The organism is Paraburkholderia sp. UCT31 (genome assembly GCF_014397655.1).
GTDB lineage: Bacteria > Pseudomonadota > Gammaproteobacteria > Burkholderiales > Burkholderiaceae > Paraburkholderia > Paraburkholderia tuberum.
Genome location: NZ_VZQP01000055.1, coordinates 1 through 15,806 on the forward strand (window position 1 = coordinate 1; position 15,806 = coordinate 15,806).

The following is a 15,806-nucleotide window of genomic DNA, read 5'->3' on the forward strand; positions in this document are numbered from 1 at the left end:
CCCCGGCAGATTCCATCAGGGCCAGCGGATCACCATCCGCACCACAGGCCGGATATAAGTCTGCAACCTCATCCTGTCCGTCACACACCGAATATCACCTGGCAAACCGGGAGGCGTCCATATAAGAACAGCATGTTTGCAATTACCGGTGTGACAGGACAGGTGGGCGGCGCGGCGGCACGCGCGTTACTCGACGCGGGGCACGCGGTGCGCGCCGTGCTGCGCGACGAAAGCAAGGCGGCACCGTGGCGCGAGCGCGGCGCGGAGGTGGCGATCGCGTCGTTCGAGGACGCCGACTCGCTCAGCGCCGCGTTTCGCGACACGGCCGGCGTATTCGTGATGATTGCGCCGAATTTCGCGCCGCAGCCCGGTTATCCGAACGTGCATGCGGCGGCCGCGATACTGAAGGAGGCGTTGTCGAAGGCGCGGCCGGGGCGGGTGGCGGCGTTGTCGTCGGTGGGCGGGCAGCGCGATGCGGGGCTCGGCCTCATCACGCAGGTGCATATTCTCGAACAGGCGCTCGCCGATCTGCCGATTCCGACCGCGTTCCTGCGGCCGGCCTGGTTCATGGAAAACTCGTTGTGGGATATCGCACCGGCCCGCAACGCCGGCGTGATGCCGAGCTTTCTGCAGCCGCTCGATCGCGCGTATCCGATGGTCGCGACCGCGGATATCGGCCGCGTGGTCGCGCAGGCGCTCACGCAGTCGTGGCAAGGGCGGCGCGTGATCGAGATCGAGGGGCCAGGGCGCTATACGCAGCACGAGATTGCCGCGCTGCTCGCCGAGGCGCTCGGGCGGCCCGTCGAAGCGCAGACGGTGCCGCGCGAGCAGTGGGAGGCGCTGTTTCAGGCGCAAGGCACGGAGTGGCCCGCGCCGCGTATCGAGATGCTCGACGGCTTCAACTCGGGGTGGATCGATTTCGAGCAGGGGGTGAACGAGCGGGTGATTGGCATGACGTCGTATCGGACGGTGCTGGAGGAGTTGGTGAAGCGGGCGGGGTAACCAGGCCTTAGGCGGGATGCGCGCTCACGGTGGCCGGACGCTGTTAGCCCGCCTCGCAGCCGCGCCCCGCGCGCGTGCTAATCTTGCTCCCTTCGCGGACGTCCCGCGTCAGAGCAGACACCATGACGGAAGCCTTCGATCCGGACGGCATCGAGCAAGCGGTCTTCGTGGTCGGCGAACGCCATGCGACGCTGGACGAGCCGTGGCGCGCGTATCGGCGCGCGCGTCTGATTTACGTTAGCGAAGGCGTGCTGACCGTGCGCACGGCATCCGGCCGTTGGGTCGTGCCGCCCGCCCGCGCGCTGTGGATCGCCGCGAATACGCTGCACTGCCTGCACGCGACGCGGCCGGTGCAGTCGTATTCGCTCTACGTCGCAACCGATGCCGCAATGGACGCCACCGACGACTCCGCCGCCGCCGCCGACGCCGCGCCGCTGCCCGCGCAGACCGGCGCGCTGATCCCCGACACACTGGTGCAGGCGCTGCTCGCCGCCGCGGCCGATCTGCCGCACGATCGCGCGCCCGATGAACCCGCCCGCCGTCTGCTGCAGGTGCTGCTGGATCGCGTCGCCGGCTTGCCCGCCGCGCCGCTTGGCTTGAACTGGCCGGCCGATCCGCGCGCGCGGCGCATCGCCGAGGCGCTCAGCGCGAATCCCGCGCAATCGCTGGTGCTGGAGGAACTCGCCGCGGCCGCGGGCGTGACCGCGCGCACGGCCGCGCGTTTGTTCGCGAAGGAAACGGGGCAGACCTTCGGTCAATGGCGCCAGCAGTTGCGTCTGCTGGCCGGGCTCGAACATCTGGGCGCCGGTGAGAGCGTCACGCAGGTGGCGCTCGAAGTCGGCTATAACGACGTGTCGTCGTTTATCGCGGTGTTTCGCGATGCGTTCGGCGACACGCCGGCGCGCTATTTCCGCTGACGCCGCTTCGTGGCCACCGCGCGAGCGTCGCCGTCGCGCGAAAACGAATCTGCCTCAATGGGCGCCGGCCGCATCCGGTCCACCTCCGCCCTTGGCCGGCCGCGTGATCCAGATCAGCGGAATGATCAGCAGGAAGATGATCGCCGACACAAAGAAGACGTCGTTCAGGCCCATCATCGCGGCCTGCGTGTTCACGGTGAAATCGAACAGCGCATTCGCCGATTGTGGATTCAGATGCAGCACCGACTGCGTGTTGTCGATCTGCTGCACGAACAACGGGTTGTCGACCGACGCCTGCTCGGTGAGCCGCACATGATGCAGTATCGTGCGGTTGTTCCACGCGGTACCCGCGATCGACGTGCCCACCGCGCCGCAGAACACCCGCACGAAATTCGACAGCCCCGCCGCCGCCGGAATCCGGCTCTGCGGCTGGCCGGACAGGATGATCGCCGTCAGCGGCACGAAGAACAGCGCCATCGGAATGCCTTGCAGCAGCGTCGGCAGCACGAGGTGCCACGTGTCGATCTCGATCACGTACTTCGAGCGCATGTAGAACACGATCGCGAAGCCGACGAACGCGACCGTCGAGATCACGCGCGCGTCCGAGTGCGGCAGCACGCGGCCGAGTATCGGCGCAAGAATGACCGCGAAGATGCCGAGCGGTGCGGTGACGAGGCCGGCGTCGATCGAACGGTAGTTCAGGTACTCCTGCATCCATTGCGGCAGCAGCACGAGATTGCCGAAAAATACCCCGTAGGCGATCGAAATCGCGATCGTGCCGCCGAGAAAATTGCGCTGCTGAAAGAGCCGTAGATCGACGATCGGGTGCTCCTCGGTCAGCTCCCATACGAGGAAAAACGCAAAGCTGATCAGCGCGACGAGGCCGAGAATCGTGATCACCGGCGACGAGAACCAGTCGAGATCCTTGCCCTTGTCGAGCATGATCTGCAGCGACGCGACCCACGTGATCAGCAGGCCGAGGCCGACCACGTCGATCGGCGGCTTGCGCGTCGGCGATTCGCGGGTGCGGTAGATCATCCACGTGACGCCGGCCGCGAACAGGCCGACCGGGATGTTGATGTAGAAGATCCACGACCAGCTGTAACTGTCGGTGATCCAGCCGCCTAGCGCCGGGCCCGCGATCGGGCCGACGGTGGCGGTCATCGCCCACAGCGCGAGCGCGGTCGACGACTTCTCCTTCGGATACGAGCCGAGCAGGATCGCCTGCGATAACGGAATCAGCGGCCCGGCCACCGCGCCCTGGAATACCCGCGCCAGCAGCAGGATCGGCAGCGTCGGCGCGATGCCGCACAGCCATGACGCGAGCGTGAAGGACAGGATCGCGCCGACGAACAGCTTCACCTGGCCGATGCGCTGCGTGAGCCAGCCGGTCAGCGGAATCGCCACCGCGTTGGAGGCCGCGAACACGGTGATCACCCACGTGCCTTCGTCGACCGAGACGCCGAGGTTGCCGGAAATGGTCGGAATCGCGACGTTCGCGATCGACGTGTCGAGCACGTTCATGAACGTGGCGAGCGCGACGGCGATCGTCGCGAGAACCAGCCGGCCGCCTTCGAGAGGCGCGGGCGGCGACGGTGGCGCGGGTGGCTGAGGCGGCGACGACGCGGAATCAGGCGCGGCGTTGGGCTGGCTCAAAAGGCGTTCTCCGGAGGTTTTGCGGCGGACGGCGCGAACGGCGTGAGGACGGACGGCGAGGGCGCGCGATTCGCAATGCATGCTCGGCGCAGGATGCCGTGGACCGTGCACCGCGGCGGCGGGTCCGTCGATGCGCAAAAGCATACCCGCAATCGCCGGCCGGCGTCGGCCACGGCAGCAGCCGATGCGGCGCCCGACGGCGCGAACGCGGCACGCGGCGTATGCTCGCGGCTGAGGCTGCGTCAGCAAAGGCCGAAACGTACACCCAATCCCACGGAAAAAGGACCCCACCATGAGCTGGCAACAATTCGAACACGGCTGGCGGCGCTCGCCGCAAAACACGCCCGCGACGAGCCTCGTCGTGCTGATGCACGGCGTCGGCAGCAACGCGCGCGATCTGATGCCGCTCGCCGACATCTGGAGCGAGGACCTGCCCGACACGGCGTTCGTGTCGCTCGACGGCACCGATCCGTTCGACGGCGGCTTCGGCGGCCGCCAGTGGTTCAACCTGCGCGACGTCGGCGCGGCGAACCGCGAGGCGCGCGTCGCCGCCGCCTATCCGGCGCTGCGCCGCGTGCTCGACGCCGAGCTCGCGCATTGGCAGCTGTCTTTCGATCGGCTTGCGCTGGTTGGCTTCTCGCAAGGTTCGATCATGGCGCTGCATCACGTCGCGTCGAGCGTTGAGGGCGCGGCGGGCGTCGTCGCGTATTCGGGGCGGCTCGCCTCGCCGATCGTGTCGTCGAACCGCGCGACGCCGCTCACGCTCGTCCACGGCGAGAACGACGAGGTGATCCCGGTGCGCGAACTCGAATCCGCGGCCGACGCTTTCAACTCCGCCGGCTATGCGGTCGACGCCTACGTGCTGCCCGGCGTCGGCCACACGATCACCGCCGACGGCGTCGCGCTCGGCCGTGATGCGCTGGAACGCGCGCTGGGCGAGCTGTCGCGCGATTGACACAAACCCACTAGAAAGTGGCCCTAAAGATTCTGATGGGCTTGCCGTCATACGGGCAATAGCTTGAAAATCACCCCCGCCGTGCGGGAAGCGCAACGCCCAGCGGGGCGTGTCGCGCGGCTTCGGGGTACCGGGGGCGCATTTCCAGACCGCCTTGGACGGCGCATAACGACACATCAGAGCCTGCATATGGCCAGACCGACGCCGCATTACCCGCTCTTTGAGCGACTGTTCCGCCACGCCGTAGCGGTGGATCTCGGCACGGCCAACACCCTTATCTATACCGACGACGGCGGCATCGTGCTGAACCAGCCGTCCGTCGTGTGCTTCGAGACGCAGCCCGCGAGCGGGTCGAAGCGGATCGCCGCGATCGGCGCCGAGGCGCGCCAGCTGCTCGGCCGCGTGCCGCGCAATCTCGAAGCGGTGCGGCCGATGCGCCACGGCGTCATCGCCAATTTCTCCGCGGCCGAACACATGATCAAGCAATTCGTCGACATGGCGCGGCCGCGCCCGCTCTTCAGCCGACGCGCGGCATTCACGCTGTGCGTGCCGGCCTCCGCGACCCACGTCGAGCGCCGCGCGATCCGCGAAGCGGCCGAGGCGGCTGGCGCGTGGAAGGTCAGCCTGATCGGCGAATCGCTCGCGTCGGCGCTCGGCGCGGGCCTGCCGGTGGGCGACCCGACCGGCTCGATGGTGGTCGACATCGGCGGCGGCACCACCGAGGTCGGCGTGATCGCGCTGGGCGGCACCGCGTATAGCGGCTCGGTGCGCGTCGGCGGCGACAATTTCGACGCGGCGATCATCGGCTACGTGCGCAATCTGTATGGCGTGCTGCTCGGCGAGCAGACCGCCGAGCACGTCAAGAGAGCCATCGGCTCGGCCGTGCACGACGTGCCGCTCGAGCAGATGAACGCAACCGGCCGCAGCGTCGACGATGGGCTACCGCGCACGGTGCAGTTGAGCAACCGCGACATTTCGGAGGCGATCGAAGGGCCGCTGAGCCAGGTGATCGGCGCGGTGAAGCGCGGGCTCGAATTGGCTCCCGCCGAACTCGTGACGGACATCGCGCACAAGGGCATCGTGCTGACCGGTGGCGGTGCGCTGCTGCGCAATCTGGGGCGGCGTTTGAGCCGGGAAATCGGCCTCGACGTGCACGTCGCCGACGAACCGCTGACCTGCGCGGTGCGTGGCGCGGGAGCGGCGGCCGCGGCGGGGTGGGTGGACGAAGCCGGGGACGCGTGAGCGGTGGATAAGGGCTTCACTACAGCTCGGCAAAAACCCGGCATTCGGTGGCAAGGTAACCGGGTTGCTGCTCACCCTTGGCAAGGCGGGCTGCAAATGGACGCTGCGCGTTACCGGCCCTGTGACGGGCAAGCGACGCGATGCGGGCCCGGCGTGTCTCCCGAGGTCTCTATTGCGGACGCATGTGAAGGCGCTTGCGATGGGCCGTTCGATCGACGCTGGCAAACACTCAATTAACGAATGCGACCGCGAACAGGAAGCGGCCAGCGTTGCCGCCGCAGCGCTCCCGTTTCAGAATGCCGCGCACGCGCTTCCCAGTGAACTGAGACCCTCCGACGCGGAAAAATATTGACATTTCGTTCACCGAAGCGGAATCCAAAAATCATCCATCGCCCATTCCGTACCCCTGTGGATGCCTGCTAGCGTAGCAGCCCCAACAACTACAGAGGACACCGGAATGTCGTATCAACAGGATTCGGACGGCGTGCGAGTGGTGCTCAGTGCGCCGCAACTGGCGGCAGTGCTCTCCCGCCAGTCGATCAGCCCCACGGAGATGCTTTCCAACCGGCTATGGGGCGGTTTGCAGGTGGTCGGCGGGGTGCTGGAAATGGTCGGGGCGGCGGCTCTGTGCGTGCTGCCGGAACCGACGATGGCCAGCAAGGCCGCGTGTGTCGTGTTCGGCGTGCATGGCTCAGATACGGCGTCGGCCGGTCTACGCCAAATCTGGACAGGCCGCGATACGGCCACGCTGATACAGCAAGGTACGACGAAACTGGCCGAGGCGATGAAAGCCAGTCCTGACTTGGCGAACAACATCGGCCTGTCAGTTGATATGGTCGTGCCGTTCGGCTTTGCCGGTTCGATCAGGGCGGTACGCGCCGCCAGCGTTACGATGGGCCGGATCGATCTGATTGAGCATGAGGCGCAAGCTGGCAGCCGGATTGGTGGGCATACAATCGCAAAGCATGTGGGACGAACCGAGGCGCAATTGCGCGCCAGGCTGGCTGCTGAAAGTCGCATTGACATCGCATCCTCATTTACGAATTTGCGCGCCGCTGAAAGTGCAGTTTCAAAGGTTATGCAATTCAACTCTGCGAGGGTGAAGGCATGGGCGGCGACAAATGACATACGTCTATGTCTGATTCATGACGTAGGGTCCCCTGCAGGGTATGGAATGACTCGATCAACAGGGAAACTCGTGCCGTTGAGCAAGGTTAAAATGTTTATAAAGCGCGAACCCCACAATGGCATGCCGTACTACATTCTCACAGCGTATCTTGAGCTTTGATGCCAAAATTCTTGACCGGCAGGAGAAGTTAATGAAAGTAATTGTGAGCCACCACATCGACTGCAGTGACCGCGATGAAAATGGAATGTATGAATATTATTACGAGTACGATATCTATGAATTTGTCGAGGGAAATGTCAGTTATATAGTCAGGGCCTATATGGACGAACCAGGCGACGCACACTTCTTAAAGATGAAAGGAGACGGCGACCAGGATTGGCGAATAATGATGGAGCCAGACAAACATGAGCCTCTGTTTAAAGAGGTCGTCGAACATCTAAAAAATATCGGGAAACCCAATATACGGTGCTTTATGGGGCGCACCGGTTATGTTGATCTTTAGGAAACGGCCTGACTGATGAAGTTCTCTCCAGGCGAGTAATATCCTTGTCGCCACCCGTCAGTGGTTTGATGAAGACGCCTGCCCAACGCGTCGCTGACGCTTATGTGACAATACGCATCGCGTCCCATTTTCAGGGACACCGGTACGCTCATTTCCCAATGCCTGTAGCCGGCTCCGCGCGCATTCGCGCGCCGATGCCGCTGTCCGTAGCTCACCCGTGAATCAATCCGTTTCCGCTTCGTCGCTGTCGTCATCGCCATCCTTCATCGGACTACGCAGCGGCTTGCGCATGCCTTACGTCGAGGCCGGCGACGGCGACTTGCTGCTGTTCGTGCACGGTTCGTTGTGCGACTACCGCTACTGGCAGCCGCAACTGGCCGGCCTGTCGAAGCGCTATCGCTGCGTCGCGGTCAGTCTCACGCATTACTGGCCAGTGACCGATAGCGCGGCGGACCTGCCGTTCAGCTGGAGCAGCCACGCCGATGAAGTGGCGGAGTTCATCGCGCGTTTCGGCGCGGGGCCCGCGCATGTGATCGGGCATTCGCGCGGCGGCTGCGTCGCCTATCATTTCGCGCGACGCCATCCCGAACACGTGCGCACGCTGACGCTCGCCGATCCGGGCGGCCCGCTGCAGATCGCCGGACGTCCACCCGCGAGCGTGCCGGAGACGGTCAACGCATTGCGTGCGAAAGCGGCTCGGTTGATCGAAAGCGGCGAGGTCGAAGCAGGCTTGCAACTGTTCGTCGATTCGGTGAGCCGCCCCGGCTTCTGGGCGATGAGCACCCCGGGTTTTCGCCGCATGGCGACGGACAACGCGCACACGCTCGCGCGGCAATTCCGCGATCCGCTGCCCGCCTACATGCCCGAGGACGCGGCCGATCTGCGCTGCCCGGTCCTGCTGATCGACGGCGAGAAGAGTCCCGACATGTTCCACCGCACGGTGACGGCGTTGCAGGGATGGTTGCCCGATGCGCGCCGCGAAACGGTACGCGGTGCGTCGCATGGCATGAACCTCGCGCATCCGTCCGCGTTCAATCGTTACGTGGATGATTTCATTCAGGCGATGAGCGCGCGCTGAGCAAGTGAAGCGAAGATCAAGGGCGATCGGCCGGCGCGCACCGCCGATCGCCCGTTACTGCATCAGGCCTTGCGATGCGCGTCCTTGTCGAGCGCGCGTTCGGCCGCCTCGCCGACGAGCCCGTGATAGTACAGATGTACGCCGATCGCGAGCGAGTCGTTGCGGATTTCGTGGAACACCTTCCACGCCTTCACCGGGTCCTTGAACAACAGATAGTGCGCTTCCTGCGCGATCAGATCCGCGACTTCATGCAGGCCGTGTCCATGCAGTACGTCGACGAGCGTGTCGAGACTGCGATGCGTGCGCGCGTCGGTGCGCGGATAGAGCATGTGCAGCACCGCGACGTCCTGCGTCTTCAGCGCCGCCGACAACGCGACGACGATATCCTGATGATTCAGCGCGGTGACCGTGTGGTCTTCGGTATGGACATGATCCGGAAACAGCGTTTCGAGAGAGACATTCATTTGTATTCGTCCTGCTTTTCTGTGTGATCAAAAAAGCCCGCTTCGAATCACGGGCCGCAAGCATCAATGCACGGATTGAGTATCGCAGATGGATCCACGCCGACGCAGTGTGCTGGCAGCAAAACATTGTTGCGGCTGGTGTTCCGACCTTCGTGCAACTTTCATCGGCATCGCGATGCACCCGCCGCGTGCCGACAACGAATGTTGCGCCCAAGGAGATGGACTGTTGCGATCAATCGACGCAATCAACGACACGCCGACCCGTAGAATGCGCAGCGGAGCCTGAGCATGCCCGTACTTCTTCGGGAGCGCCGATGTCGCGCCTCGCCGTACGACTGCGATGCATGCCGGCGCGAGTGCGGTATCAAGCAAAAGGAAGACGTACATGAACTCGAAGTCACACGCAACGCTGAGCTTTTCCGACAGCGACCAGACCATCGATCTGCCGATCTATCAGGGCTCGCTGGGCCCCGACGTCATCGACATCCGCAAGCTGTACGGCCAGACCGGCAAATTCACCTACGATCCTGGCTTCATGTCGACGGCGGCATGCAACTCCGAGATCACATATATCGACGGCGACAAGGGCGAACTGCTCTACCGCGGCTACCCGATCGACAACCTCGCGCAGAACGCCGACTTCCTCGAAACCTGCTACCTGCTGCTGAAGGGCGAACTGCCGAACGCCCAGCAGAAAGCCGGGTTCGAGAACACCGTCACGCAGCACACGATGGTGCACGAGCAGATGCACTTCTTTTTCCGCGGCTTCCGTCGCGACGCGCACCCGATGGCGATTCTGGTTGCGGCGGTCGGCGCGCTGTCCGCGTTCTATCACGACTCGCTCGACTTCACGAACCAGCAGCATCGCGACGTATCGGCGATCCGCATGATCGCGAAGCTGCCCACGCTGGTCGCGATGGCGTACAAGTACAGCGTCGGTCAACCGTTCGTGTATCCGAAGAACGACCTGTCGTACAGCGCGAACTTCATGCGCATGATGTTCTCGAATCCGGCCGAAGAGTACGAGGTCAACGACGTGCTGGTGCGCGCGCTCGACCGCATTCTGATCCTGCACGCGGACCACGAGCAGAACGCATCGACGTCGACCGTGCGTCTCGCCGGTTCGTCGGGCGCGAATCCGTTCGCGTGTATCGCGGCGGGTATCGCGTGTCTGTGGGGCCCGGCGCACGGCGGCGCGAACGAAGCCGCGCTGAACATGCTGGAAGAGATCGGCTCGGTCGACAACATTCCCGACTTCATCGCGAAGGTGAAGGACAAGAATTCGGGCGTGAAGCTGATGGGCTTCGGCCACCGCGTGTACAAGAACTACGATCCGCGCGCGAAGCTGATGCGCGAAACCTGCCACGAAGTGCTCGAAGAGCTGGGCCTGCACGACGACCCGCTGTTCAAGCTCGCGATGGCGCTGGAAAAGATCGCGCTCGAAGACGAATATTTCGTGTCGCGCAAGCTGTACCCGAACGTCGACTTCTACTCGGGCATCGTGCAGCGCGCGCTGGGCATTCCGACGTCGATGTTCACCTGTATCTTCGCGATGGCACGCACGGTCGGCTGGATCGCGCAGTGGAACGAAATGATCGCCGATCCCGAGCAGAAGATCGGCCGTCCGCGTCAGCTGTTCATCGGCGAGACGCTGCGTGAAGCGAAGCCGGTCGCGAAGCGGTAACAGGCCGGATAGACGCCCGACAACGCGTTCAACGACGGTCGCCAACCCACGGCTCACGAGGCCGTGGGTTTTTTTACGTTCCGTGCATCCTGCCGCCTGCACATCCCGTGCCACCGAAAACGCCGTCAAAAAACGGCCCAAAAAGCCGAAACTCCGAGGCGATAAGCTCGTCTCACGCGGAAAGAGCCTCTACAATCGGATGGGCCGGCCAACCGGGGGCCGGCCAACCGGGGGCCGGGTGACGGGGCAACCGGGCAATCCGGCGGCCGATCCGAGGCGAGACCCGAAGTGCAACCAAACGCAGCAGCGAATCCATAGGAGCGACCTTGATACAGCAGCCAGAAGCCCTCGGCGGGCTGACCCACTCGGGCGGCGTCGATCATCGCGAGCCCGAGCAGGACGGCGTTTTCATCCCGACGGAAAACCTTAACGTCGCGAGCGCTACGCAGCACGTGCTCAAGTCGGGCGACACCTTCATCGTCAACGATCCGCTCGGCGATATCACCGGCCACGACGATGGCCTGTTCGTCAACGATACGCGCGTGATGTCGCAACTGCGCCTGACCTTCGGCGGCCGCGCGCCGTCGCTGCTGTCGGGCAGCGTCAGCAGCGACAACACCAGTTTCACCGCGCATCTGACCAACCGCCCGCTGCCGCCGCTCGGCGGCGACAGCACACCCGAAGGCGTGATCCACGTCGAGCGTGTGCGTGTGCTGTCGGGCACCGTGCTCAACGAGGCGATCGAGCTCACGAACTACGGCACGCACGATGCGACCGTGCCGCTGTCGATTTCGTTTTCCAGCGATTTCCGCGACATGTTCGAAGTGCGCGGCCTGAAGCGCGACAAACAGGGTCGCGTGCAGCCCGCGCGCATCGAGAATCAGGAGGTGCTGCTCGGCTACATCGGTCTCGACGACGTGGCGCGCAACGTGCGGATCGCGTTCTCGCCGCAGCCGGACAAGCTGTTCGCCGACCGCGCCGACTACACCGTCAAGCTGCCCGCGCAGGCCTGCGTGTCGATCTATCTGTCGATAGCGGTGCATGTCGTGCCGATGACCGGCAAGCCCGGCGCCGACGTGTCGCAGCCGATGCATGCGTTGAGCGAAGCGCATCTCTCGCAGATCGATGCGGAGCGCCCGCGCGTCGGCCGCACGGCGGTACGCGCGGCAATGGTGGATGCGCACCTGGTGATGCGCGAGCGACGCAACGCGAGCGCGCGCGTGCGTTCGAGCAATCCGCTGTTCAACGCGTGGATCGACCGTTCGTTCGCCGACCTCGGCCTGCTGACGACGGATCTCGCGACCGGCCCGTACCCGTACGCGGGCATCCCATGGTTTTCGACCCCGTTCGGCCGCGACGCGGTGATCACGTCGCTGCAGACGCTGTGGCTGCAACCGCATCTCGCAGCCGGCGTGCTGCGCTTTCTCGCCGAGCATCAGGCGCGCGAGAACTCGCCGTTTCGCGACGCCGCGCCGGGCAAGATCATGCACGAGATGCGCAAGGGCGAAATGGCCGCGGCCGGCGAAGTCCCGTTCGCGCTGTACTACGGCGGTGTCGACACCACGCCGCTGTTCATCGTGCTGGCCGGCGCCTACGCGGCCCGCACCGGCGACGTCGGCTTGATCGACGAACTATGGCCGGCGCTCGAACGCGCAGCGCAGTGGGTCGCGGGCGTGTGCGACAAAAACCGGCACGGGCTGCTCGATTACCAGCGCGAATCGGATGGCGGCCTCGCGAACCAGGGCTGGAAAGACAGTCACGATTCGGTGTTCCATGCGGACGGGCGCTTCCCTGACGGCCCGATCGCGCTCGTCGAAGTGCAGGCCTATGCGAGCGCCGCGTTCGACACGATGGCTCACTACGCGAAGCTGCGCGGCCTGCGCGACGCGGGCGCGCAATACGCGGAGCGCGCGAAGAAGATCCGCCGCTGCGTCGAAGAAAAGTACTGGATGGACGAGGTCGGCTTTTACGGCATCGCGCTCGACGGTCATGGCGAGTTGTGTCGCGTGATGGCATCGAACGCGGGGCATCTGCTGGCGTTCGGCCTGCCCACGCGCGAGCGCGGCGAGGCGGTGGTGCGGGCGCTCGACTCGACGCTGTTCCACACCGGCTGGGGCGTGCGCACACTGGCCGCGAGCCAGGCGCGCTTCAATCCGATGGCATATCACAACGGCTCGGTCTGGCCGCACGACAACGCGCTGTGCGCGCGCGGGCTGTCACGCTATGGCGGCAAGGCGTCGGCCGTGAAGCTGCTGCAGGCGCTGTTCCAGGCCGCGGTCAATTTCGACATGCGCCTGCCCGAGCTGTTTTGCGGCTTCCCGCGACGCCGCGGCGAGCCGCCCACGGCCTATCCGGTCGCGTGTTTGCCGCAGGCATGGGCGGCGGGCTCGCCGTTCATGATGCTCGAGGCGTGTCTGGGCATCACGATCGACGCCGAGCGCCGCGAAGTGCTGATCGAACAGCCGATGCTGCCCGAAGGTATCGACTGGCTCGAGGTCAGCGATCTGCGGGTCGGGGATGCGTCGGTGTCGATCACGTTCCGCCGAATCGGCGAGAAGGTGGTGGCGTCGGCGGAGCAGGGCGATGTGAGGGTGGTGGCGCTGCTTTGACGCCGACCACGGTAGCGGGCATCGATGTTGGCGGCGACCGGAAGGGAAACCATCTGGTCGTCCTGCGCGGCACCGAGATCGTGAGCCGTCTCGGCAACGCGACCCCCGAACAGATGCTGGAACGGTGTCGCGCATTCGGGGTGGCGGCGGTCGGCATCGATGCGCCGTGTCGTTGGCGAACAGGCGCCGCGGGACGACTAGCCGAGAAGGCGCTCGCGCGGCAGCGAATCTTTTCGTTTGCGACACCGGCTCGCGAAACGGCGATCGCCAGCAAGAGCGGCTTCTACGGATGGATGTTCAACGGCGAGCGCGTCTACGACGCATTCGTCGCGCACTTTCCGCTTTTCAGCGGCGGCGAAAAAATCAATGGCCGCGTGTGCTTCGAGACATTCCCCCACGCGATCACGTGCGCTTTCCTCGGGACGGACGTCGCATCCGCGAAGCAAAAGGGTCCGCAGCGCCGGGCAATCCTCGAACGGGAAGGTATCGCAACAGCGTCGCTGACTTCGATCGACGACGTCGACGCGGCGCTATGCGCGTTGGCGGCACGTTATCTGCTGGAAGGCAGAGTCGATACATACGGTGACGAGCCAGGCGGATTCATCGTGGTGCCTGGACTTTGACACTCACATTCTGGGAGGACGGACGGGTGCACCTGGCACGACGATTCGGAGTATTGCTGCTATCCATGGCGGCGTTGGGTTCGACCGCGGCATCGGCGAACGACATTCAGTGTGCAACCTCGCAGCAACCCGCCGAGCGCGTCATTTGCGATCACGCGATCCTGAACAACGAGTACGACGACATCTTCGCGCAGCAACAGGCTCTTCTGAGCAGCGGGAAACTCTCGTCCGCGCAACTGGCGAAGTGGCGGCAGGCGCGCAACGCCTGTATCGATGTGCACTGCGTGGATGGGGTGTTCGCGCAGTGGAAGGCGATGGCCCGGTCCGTCGACGTCGCTCAGGCGGCCGCGCCTGAGCCGGCCGCGCCTGTCGTGACGGCCTCGGAAACGGCGATGGCACCTGTCGGTCCCAATCCCGAAGCGCCTTCAGCCGTATCCGCGTCTGATGCATCTCAGGTGTCCCAGGCCTCGCCGACATCGGAGGCTTCTCTGGTGCGTCAAGGGAGTGCCGCCGGTGTGGCGCTTCCGCAGCCCGTCGCGGCGGAGGCTTCCGCGCCCGTGGCTGCCTCGGCGGCGCCCAGCCAGAGCGAATCTCGTGGCATGACCGGCATGAGCGACATCAGTGGCGGCCTGATCGTGGTTCTCCTCGTCGCGCTCGGAGCCGGTGTGTTCTTCGCGCTTCGGAACCGAAGCAGAGCGACCGCAAAGAAGACGCAAGGTAAGAACGGGCGATGAGGTGATGCCAACGCGCTGGCCTCGCGCACGAAGCCGCACTTTGACCTACTGGTCGGGCCGCGCGATTCGCCAATCAAACAACGCGGAATGCCTGTCACAGCGTTCCGCGCTAAAAGCGACTGCAAGGAACCGATTATCGGACGAGGAAACCGTAAGTCAGCGGGTCACGCTCGTCCACGATCCAGGTTGCGAAACCGCAAACGTATGCGTTGCCCTGGACCTCGGGGACGACGGCCTCGAAGTCGCCGACGGTCGTCTCACTGAGTACACGCCCCTTGAAGACCGTGCCGATGATGGACTCATTGACGAGCGTCTCGTTGCTCGCCAGTTCGCCGCGCAGATAGAGTTGCGCGACGCGTCCGCCCGTCCCTGAGCCGGTGGGCGAACGGTCCACTTCACGGTCGGCGAAGACGCAACAGTTGGCTTGCGTCGAGCCTTCGTGCCGCGGTGCGTTCGCAATGATGGTCCCGTAGATGTGGTTGATTTCCGGGATATCGGGATGCTCAACCGGGTACGCGTCGTTTGCAGCTTTTTTGACCTCGGCCCCAAACTTGATCAGTTCCTCGACCGAAGACTCCCGGACTGCGAGACCGTGCGGCGCACCGTCCGTATAGAAGTAGAAGGCACCGCCGAAGGCGATGTCACCCTTTACCGTGCCAAACGACGGCGTCTCGACCGTGACATCCCGTTTCCAGATGAACGACGGAACGTTGACGAAGCGTACGTTGCCGGCGTGTTCACCATCCCATTGCACGAACGCCTCGATGAAGCCACATGGAGCGTCGATGCCGATTCGGGTCTCGGGAATCTGGCGCTGAACCCAGCCCAACTCGACCGCCGCGGTAGACAGCGCGATAACGCCGTGTCCGCAGTGGTCGCTATAACCCTCGTTGTGGACGAAGATGATTCCGAAGTCTGCCGTGGGACTAACGGGTTGGGTCAGGTATCCGCCGTACATGTCAGCATGACCGCGTGGTTCGAACATCAGCGCGGTACGAATTTCGTCGGCGTTCTCCTTCAGCCACGCTCGACGCTGTACGATGGTGTCGCCGGGAAGACGAGGAAGCCCGCTCGTCACGATACGGAACGCTTCGCCGCCGGTATGGACCTCGACTGTCGAAATAGTGCGAGTGATTTTCATGTGTGCGTTTGGGGGTTACTCGATTGAACGTCACTGCCCGTAGGGTGACGCATATAGTCTCCAGGTATTG

General features: G+C 64.5%; 15 protein-coding genes. 12 read left to right on the top strand and 3 right to left on the bottom strand.

The window, feature by feature from the left end; all coding sequences use genetic code 11:
* Nucleotides 1–132 precede the first annotated feature (132 nt).
* On the top strand, nt 133–1,002 hold the full coding sequence (locus F6X40_RS33000) for an NmrA family NAD(P)-binding protein (RefSeq protein WP_187630713.1): 870 nt from the start codon (nt 133–135) through the stop codon (nt 1,000–1,002).
* A gap of 122 nt (nt 1,003–1,124) precedes the next feature.
* Nucleotides 1,125–1,919 (top strand): AraC family transcriptional regulator, encoded by a 795-nt coding sequence (locus tag F6X40_RS33005; RefSeq protein ID WP_187630714.1) that lies wholly within the window; start codon nt 1,125–1,127, stop codon nt 1,917–1,919.
* Between the two features lie 54 nt (nt 1,920–1,973).
* On the opposite strand, the gene F6X40_RS33010 is transcribed toward F6X40_RS33005, so the two are convergent.
* Nucleotides 1,974–3,575, bottom strand: coding sequence for a DHA2 family efflux MFS transporter permease subunit (locus tag F6X40_RS33010; protein WP_184062525.1), 1,602 nt, complete (start codon nt 3,573–3,575; stop codon nt 1,974–1,976).
* Between the two features lie 292 nt (nt 3,576–3,867).
* On the opposite strand from F6X40_RS33010, the gene F6X40_RS33015 reads away from it, so the two are divergent.
* The 6 genes from F6X40_RS33015 (at nt 3,868) to F6X40_RS33040 (ending at nt 8,481) form a co-directional block, all read left to right on the top strand.
* Nucleotides 3,868–4,530: an alpha/beta hydrolase gene (locus F6X40_RS33015; protein WP_187630715.1), complete on the top strand. Its 663-nt coding sequence runs from the start codon at nt 3,868–3,870 to the stop codon at nt 4,528–4,530.
* A 189-nt stretch (nt 4,531–4,719) separates the two neighbouring features.
* A complete protein-coding gene (locus F6X40_RS33020) occupies nt 4,720–5,772 on the top strand; it encodes a rod shape-determining protein (protein WP_187630716.1) in 1,053 nt (350 codons plus the stop codon).
* Nucleotides 5,773–5,836: 64 nt separating this feature from the next.
* Nucleotides 5,837–6,124 carry a hypothetical protein gene (locus F6X40_RS33025; RefSeq protein WP_184062519.1) on the top strand — a complete coding sequence of 96 codons (288 nt, stop codon included), beginning with the start codon at nt 5,837–5,839 and terminating at the stop codon, nt 6,122–6,124.
* 105 nt (nt 6,125–6,229) lie between these two features.
* Nucleotides 6,230–7,060: an RNase A-like domain-containing protein gene (locus F6X40_RS33030; protein WP_187630717.1), complete on the top strand. Its 831-nt coding sequence runs from the start codon at nt 6,230–6,232 to the stop codon at nt 7,058–7,060.
* A gap of 31 nt (nt 7,061–7,091) precedes the next feature.
* A complete protein-coding gene (locus tag F6X40_RS33035; RefSeq protein ID WP_184062515.1) occupies nt 7,092–7,403 on the top strand; it encodes a hypothetical protein in 312 nt (103 codons plus the stop codon).
* 217 nt (nt 7,404–7,620) lie between these two features.
* Nucleotides 7,621–8,481 (top strand): alpha/beta fold hydrolase, encoded by an 861-nt coding sequence (locus tag F6X40_RS33040; RefSeq protein ID WP_187630718.1) that lies wholly within the window; start codon nt 7,621–7,623, stop codon nt 8,479–8,481.
* 62 nt (nt 8,482–8,543) lie between these two features.
* Here the strand turns inward: F6X40_RS33040 and F6X40_RS33045 are convergent, their stop codons facing one another.
* A complete protein-coding gene (locus tag F6X40_RS33045; protein WP_184031255.1) occupies nt 8,544–8,945 on the bottom strand; it encodes a hypothetical protein in 402 nt (133 codons plus the stop codon).
* Between the two features lie 385 nt (nt 8,946–9,330).
* Here F6X40_RS33045 and gltA point away from each other — a divergent pair, with 385 nt between their 5' ends.
* The 4 genes from gltA to F6X40_RS33065 all read left to right on the top strand — a co-directional run bounded on the left by gltA (nt 9,331) and on the right by F6X40_RS33065 (nt 14,595).
* Complete coding sequence (gltA, locus tag F6X40_RS33050; protein ID WP_187630719.1) at nt 9,331–10,629, top strand: citrate synthase; 1,299 nt, start codon at nt 9,331–9,333, stop codon at nt 10,627–10,629.
* A gap of 329 nt (nt 10,630–10,958) precedes the next feature.
* Nucleotides 10,959–13,238 (top strand): glycogen debranching N-terminal domain-containing protein, encoded by a 2,280-nt coding sequence (locus F6X40_RS33055; RefSeq protein ID WP_187630744.1) that lies wholly within the window; start codon nt 10,959–10,961, stop codon nt 13,236–13,238.
* Nucleotides 13,235–13,861: a DUF429 domain-containing protein gene (locus tag F6X40_RS33060; RefSeq protein ID WP_187630720.1), complete on the top strand. Its 627-nt coding sequence runs from the start codon at nt 13,235–13,237 to the stop codon at nt 13,859–13,861. The genes F6X40_RS33055 and F6X40_RS33060 overlap by 4 nt, the downstream gene beginning before the upstream one ends.
* 65 nt (nt 13,862–13,926) lie before the next feature.
* Nucleotides 13,927–14,595 (top strand): hypothetical protein, encoded by a 669-nt coding sequence (locus F6X40_RS33065; protein ID WP_187630745.1) that lies wholly within the window; start codon nt 13,927–13,929, stop codon nt 14,593–14,595.
* A gap of 133 nt (nt 14,596–14,728) precedes the next feature.
* On the opposite strand, the gene lhpH is transcribed toward F6X40_RS33065, so the two are convergent.
* A complete protein-coding gene (gene lhpH, locus F6X40_RS33070; protein WP_187630721.1) occupies nt 14,729–15,736 on the bottom strand; it encodes a trans-3-hydroxy-L-proline dehydratase in 1,008 nt (335 codons plus the stop codon).
* Nucleotides 15,737–15,806 lie beyond the last annotated feature (70 nt).

Coding starts and splice junctions, on each gene's coding strand:
- F6X40_RS33015 (WP_187630715.1), top strand. CDS start 3,868: ATGAGCTGGCAACAATTCGAACACGGCTGGCGGCGCTCGCCGCAAAAC.
- F6X40_RS33005 (WP_187630714.1), top strand. CDS start 1,125: ATGACGGAAGCCTTCGATCCGGACGGCATCGAGCAAGCGGTCTTCGTG.
- F6X40_RS33065 (WP_187630745.1), top strand. CDS start 13,927: ATGGCGGCGTTGGGTTCGACCGCGGCATCGGCGAACGACATTCAGTGT.
- lhpH (WP_187630721.1), bottom strand. CDS start 15,736: ATGAAAATCACTCGCACTATTTCGACAGTCGAGGTCCATACCGGCGGC.
- F6X40_RS33000 (WP_187630713.1), top strand. CDS start 133: ATGTTTGCAATTACCGGTGTGACAGGACAGGTGGGCGGCGCGGCGGCA.
- F6X40_RS33045 (WP_184031255.1), bottom strand. CDS start 8,945: ATGAATGTCTCTCTCGAAACGCTGTTTCCGGATCATGTCCATACCGAA.
- F6X40_RS33020 (WP_187630716.1), top strand. CDS start 4,720: ATGGCCAGACCGACGCCGCATTACCCGCTCTTTGAGCGACTGTTCCGC.
- F6X40_RS33030 (WP_187630717.1), top strand. CDS start 6,230: ATGTCGTATCAACAGGATTCGGACGGCGTGCGAGTGGTGCTCAGTGCG.
- F6X40_RS33035 (WP_184062515.1), top strand. CDS start 7,092: ATGAAAGTAATTGTGAGCCACCACATCGACTGCAGTGACCGCGATGAA.
- gltA (WP_187630719.1), top strand. CDS start 9,331: ATGAACTCGAAGTCACACGCAACGCTGAGCTTTTCCGACAGCGACCAG.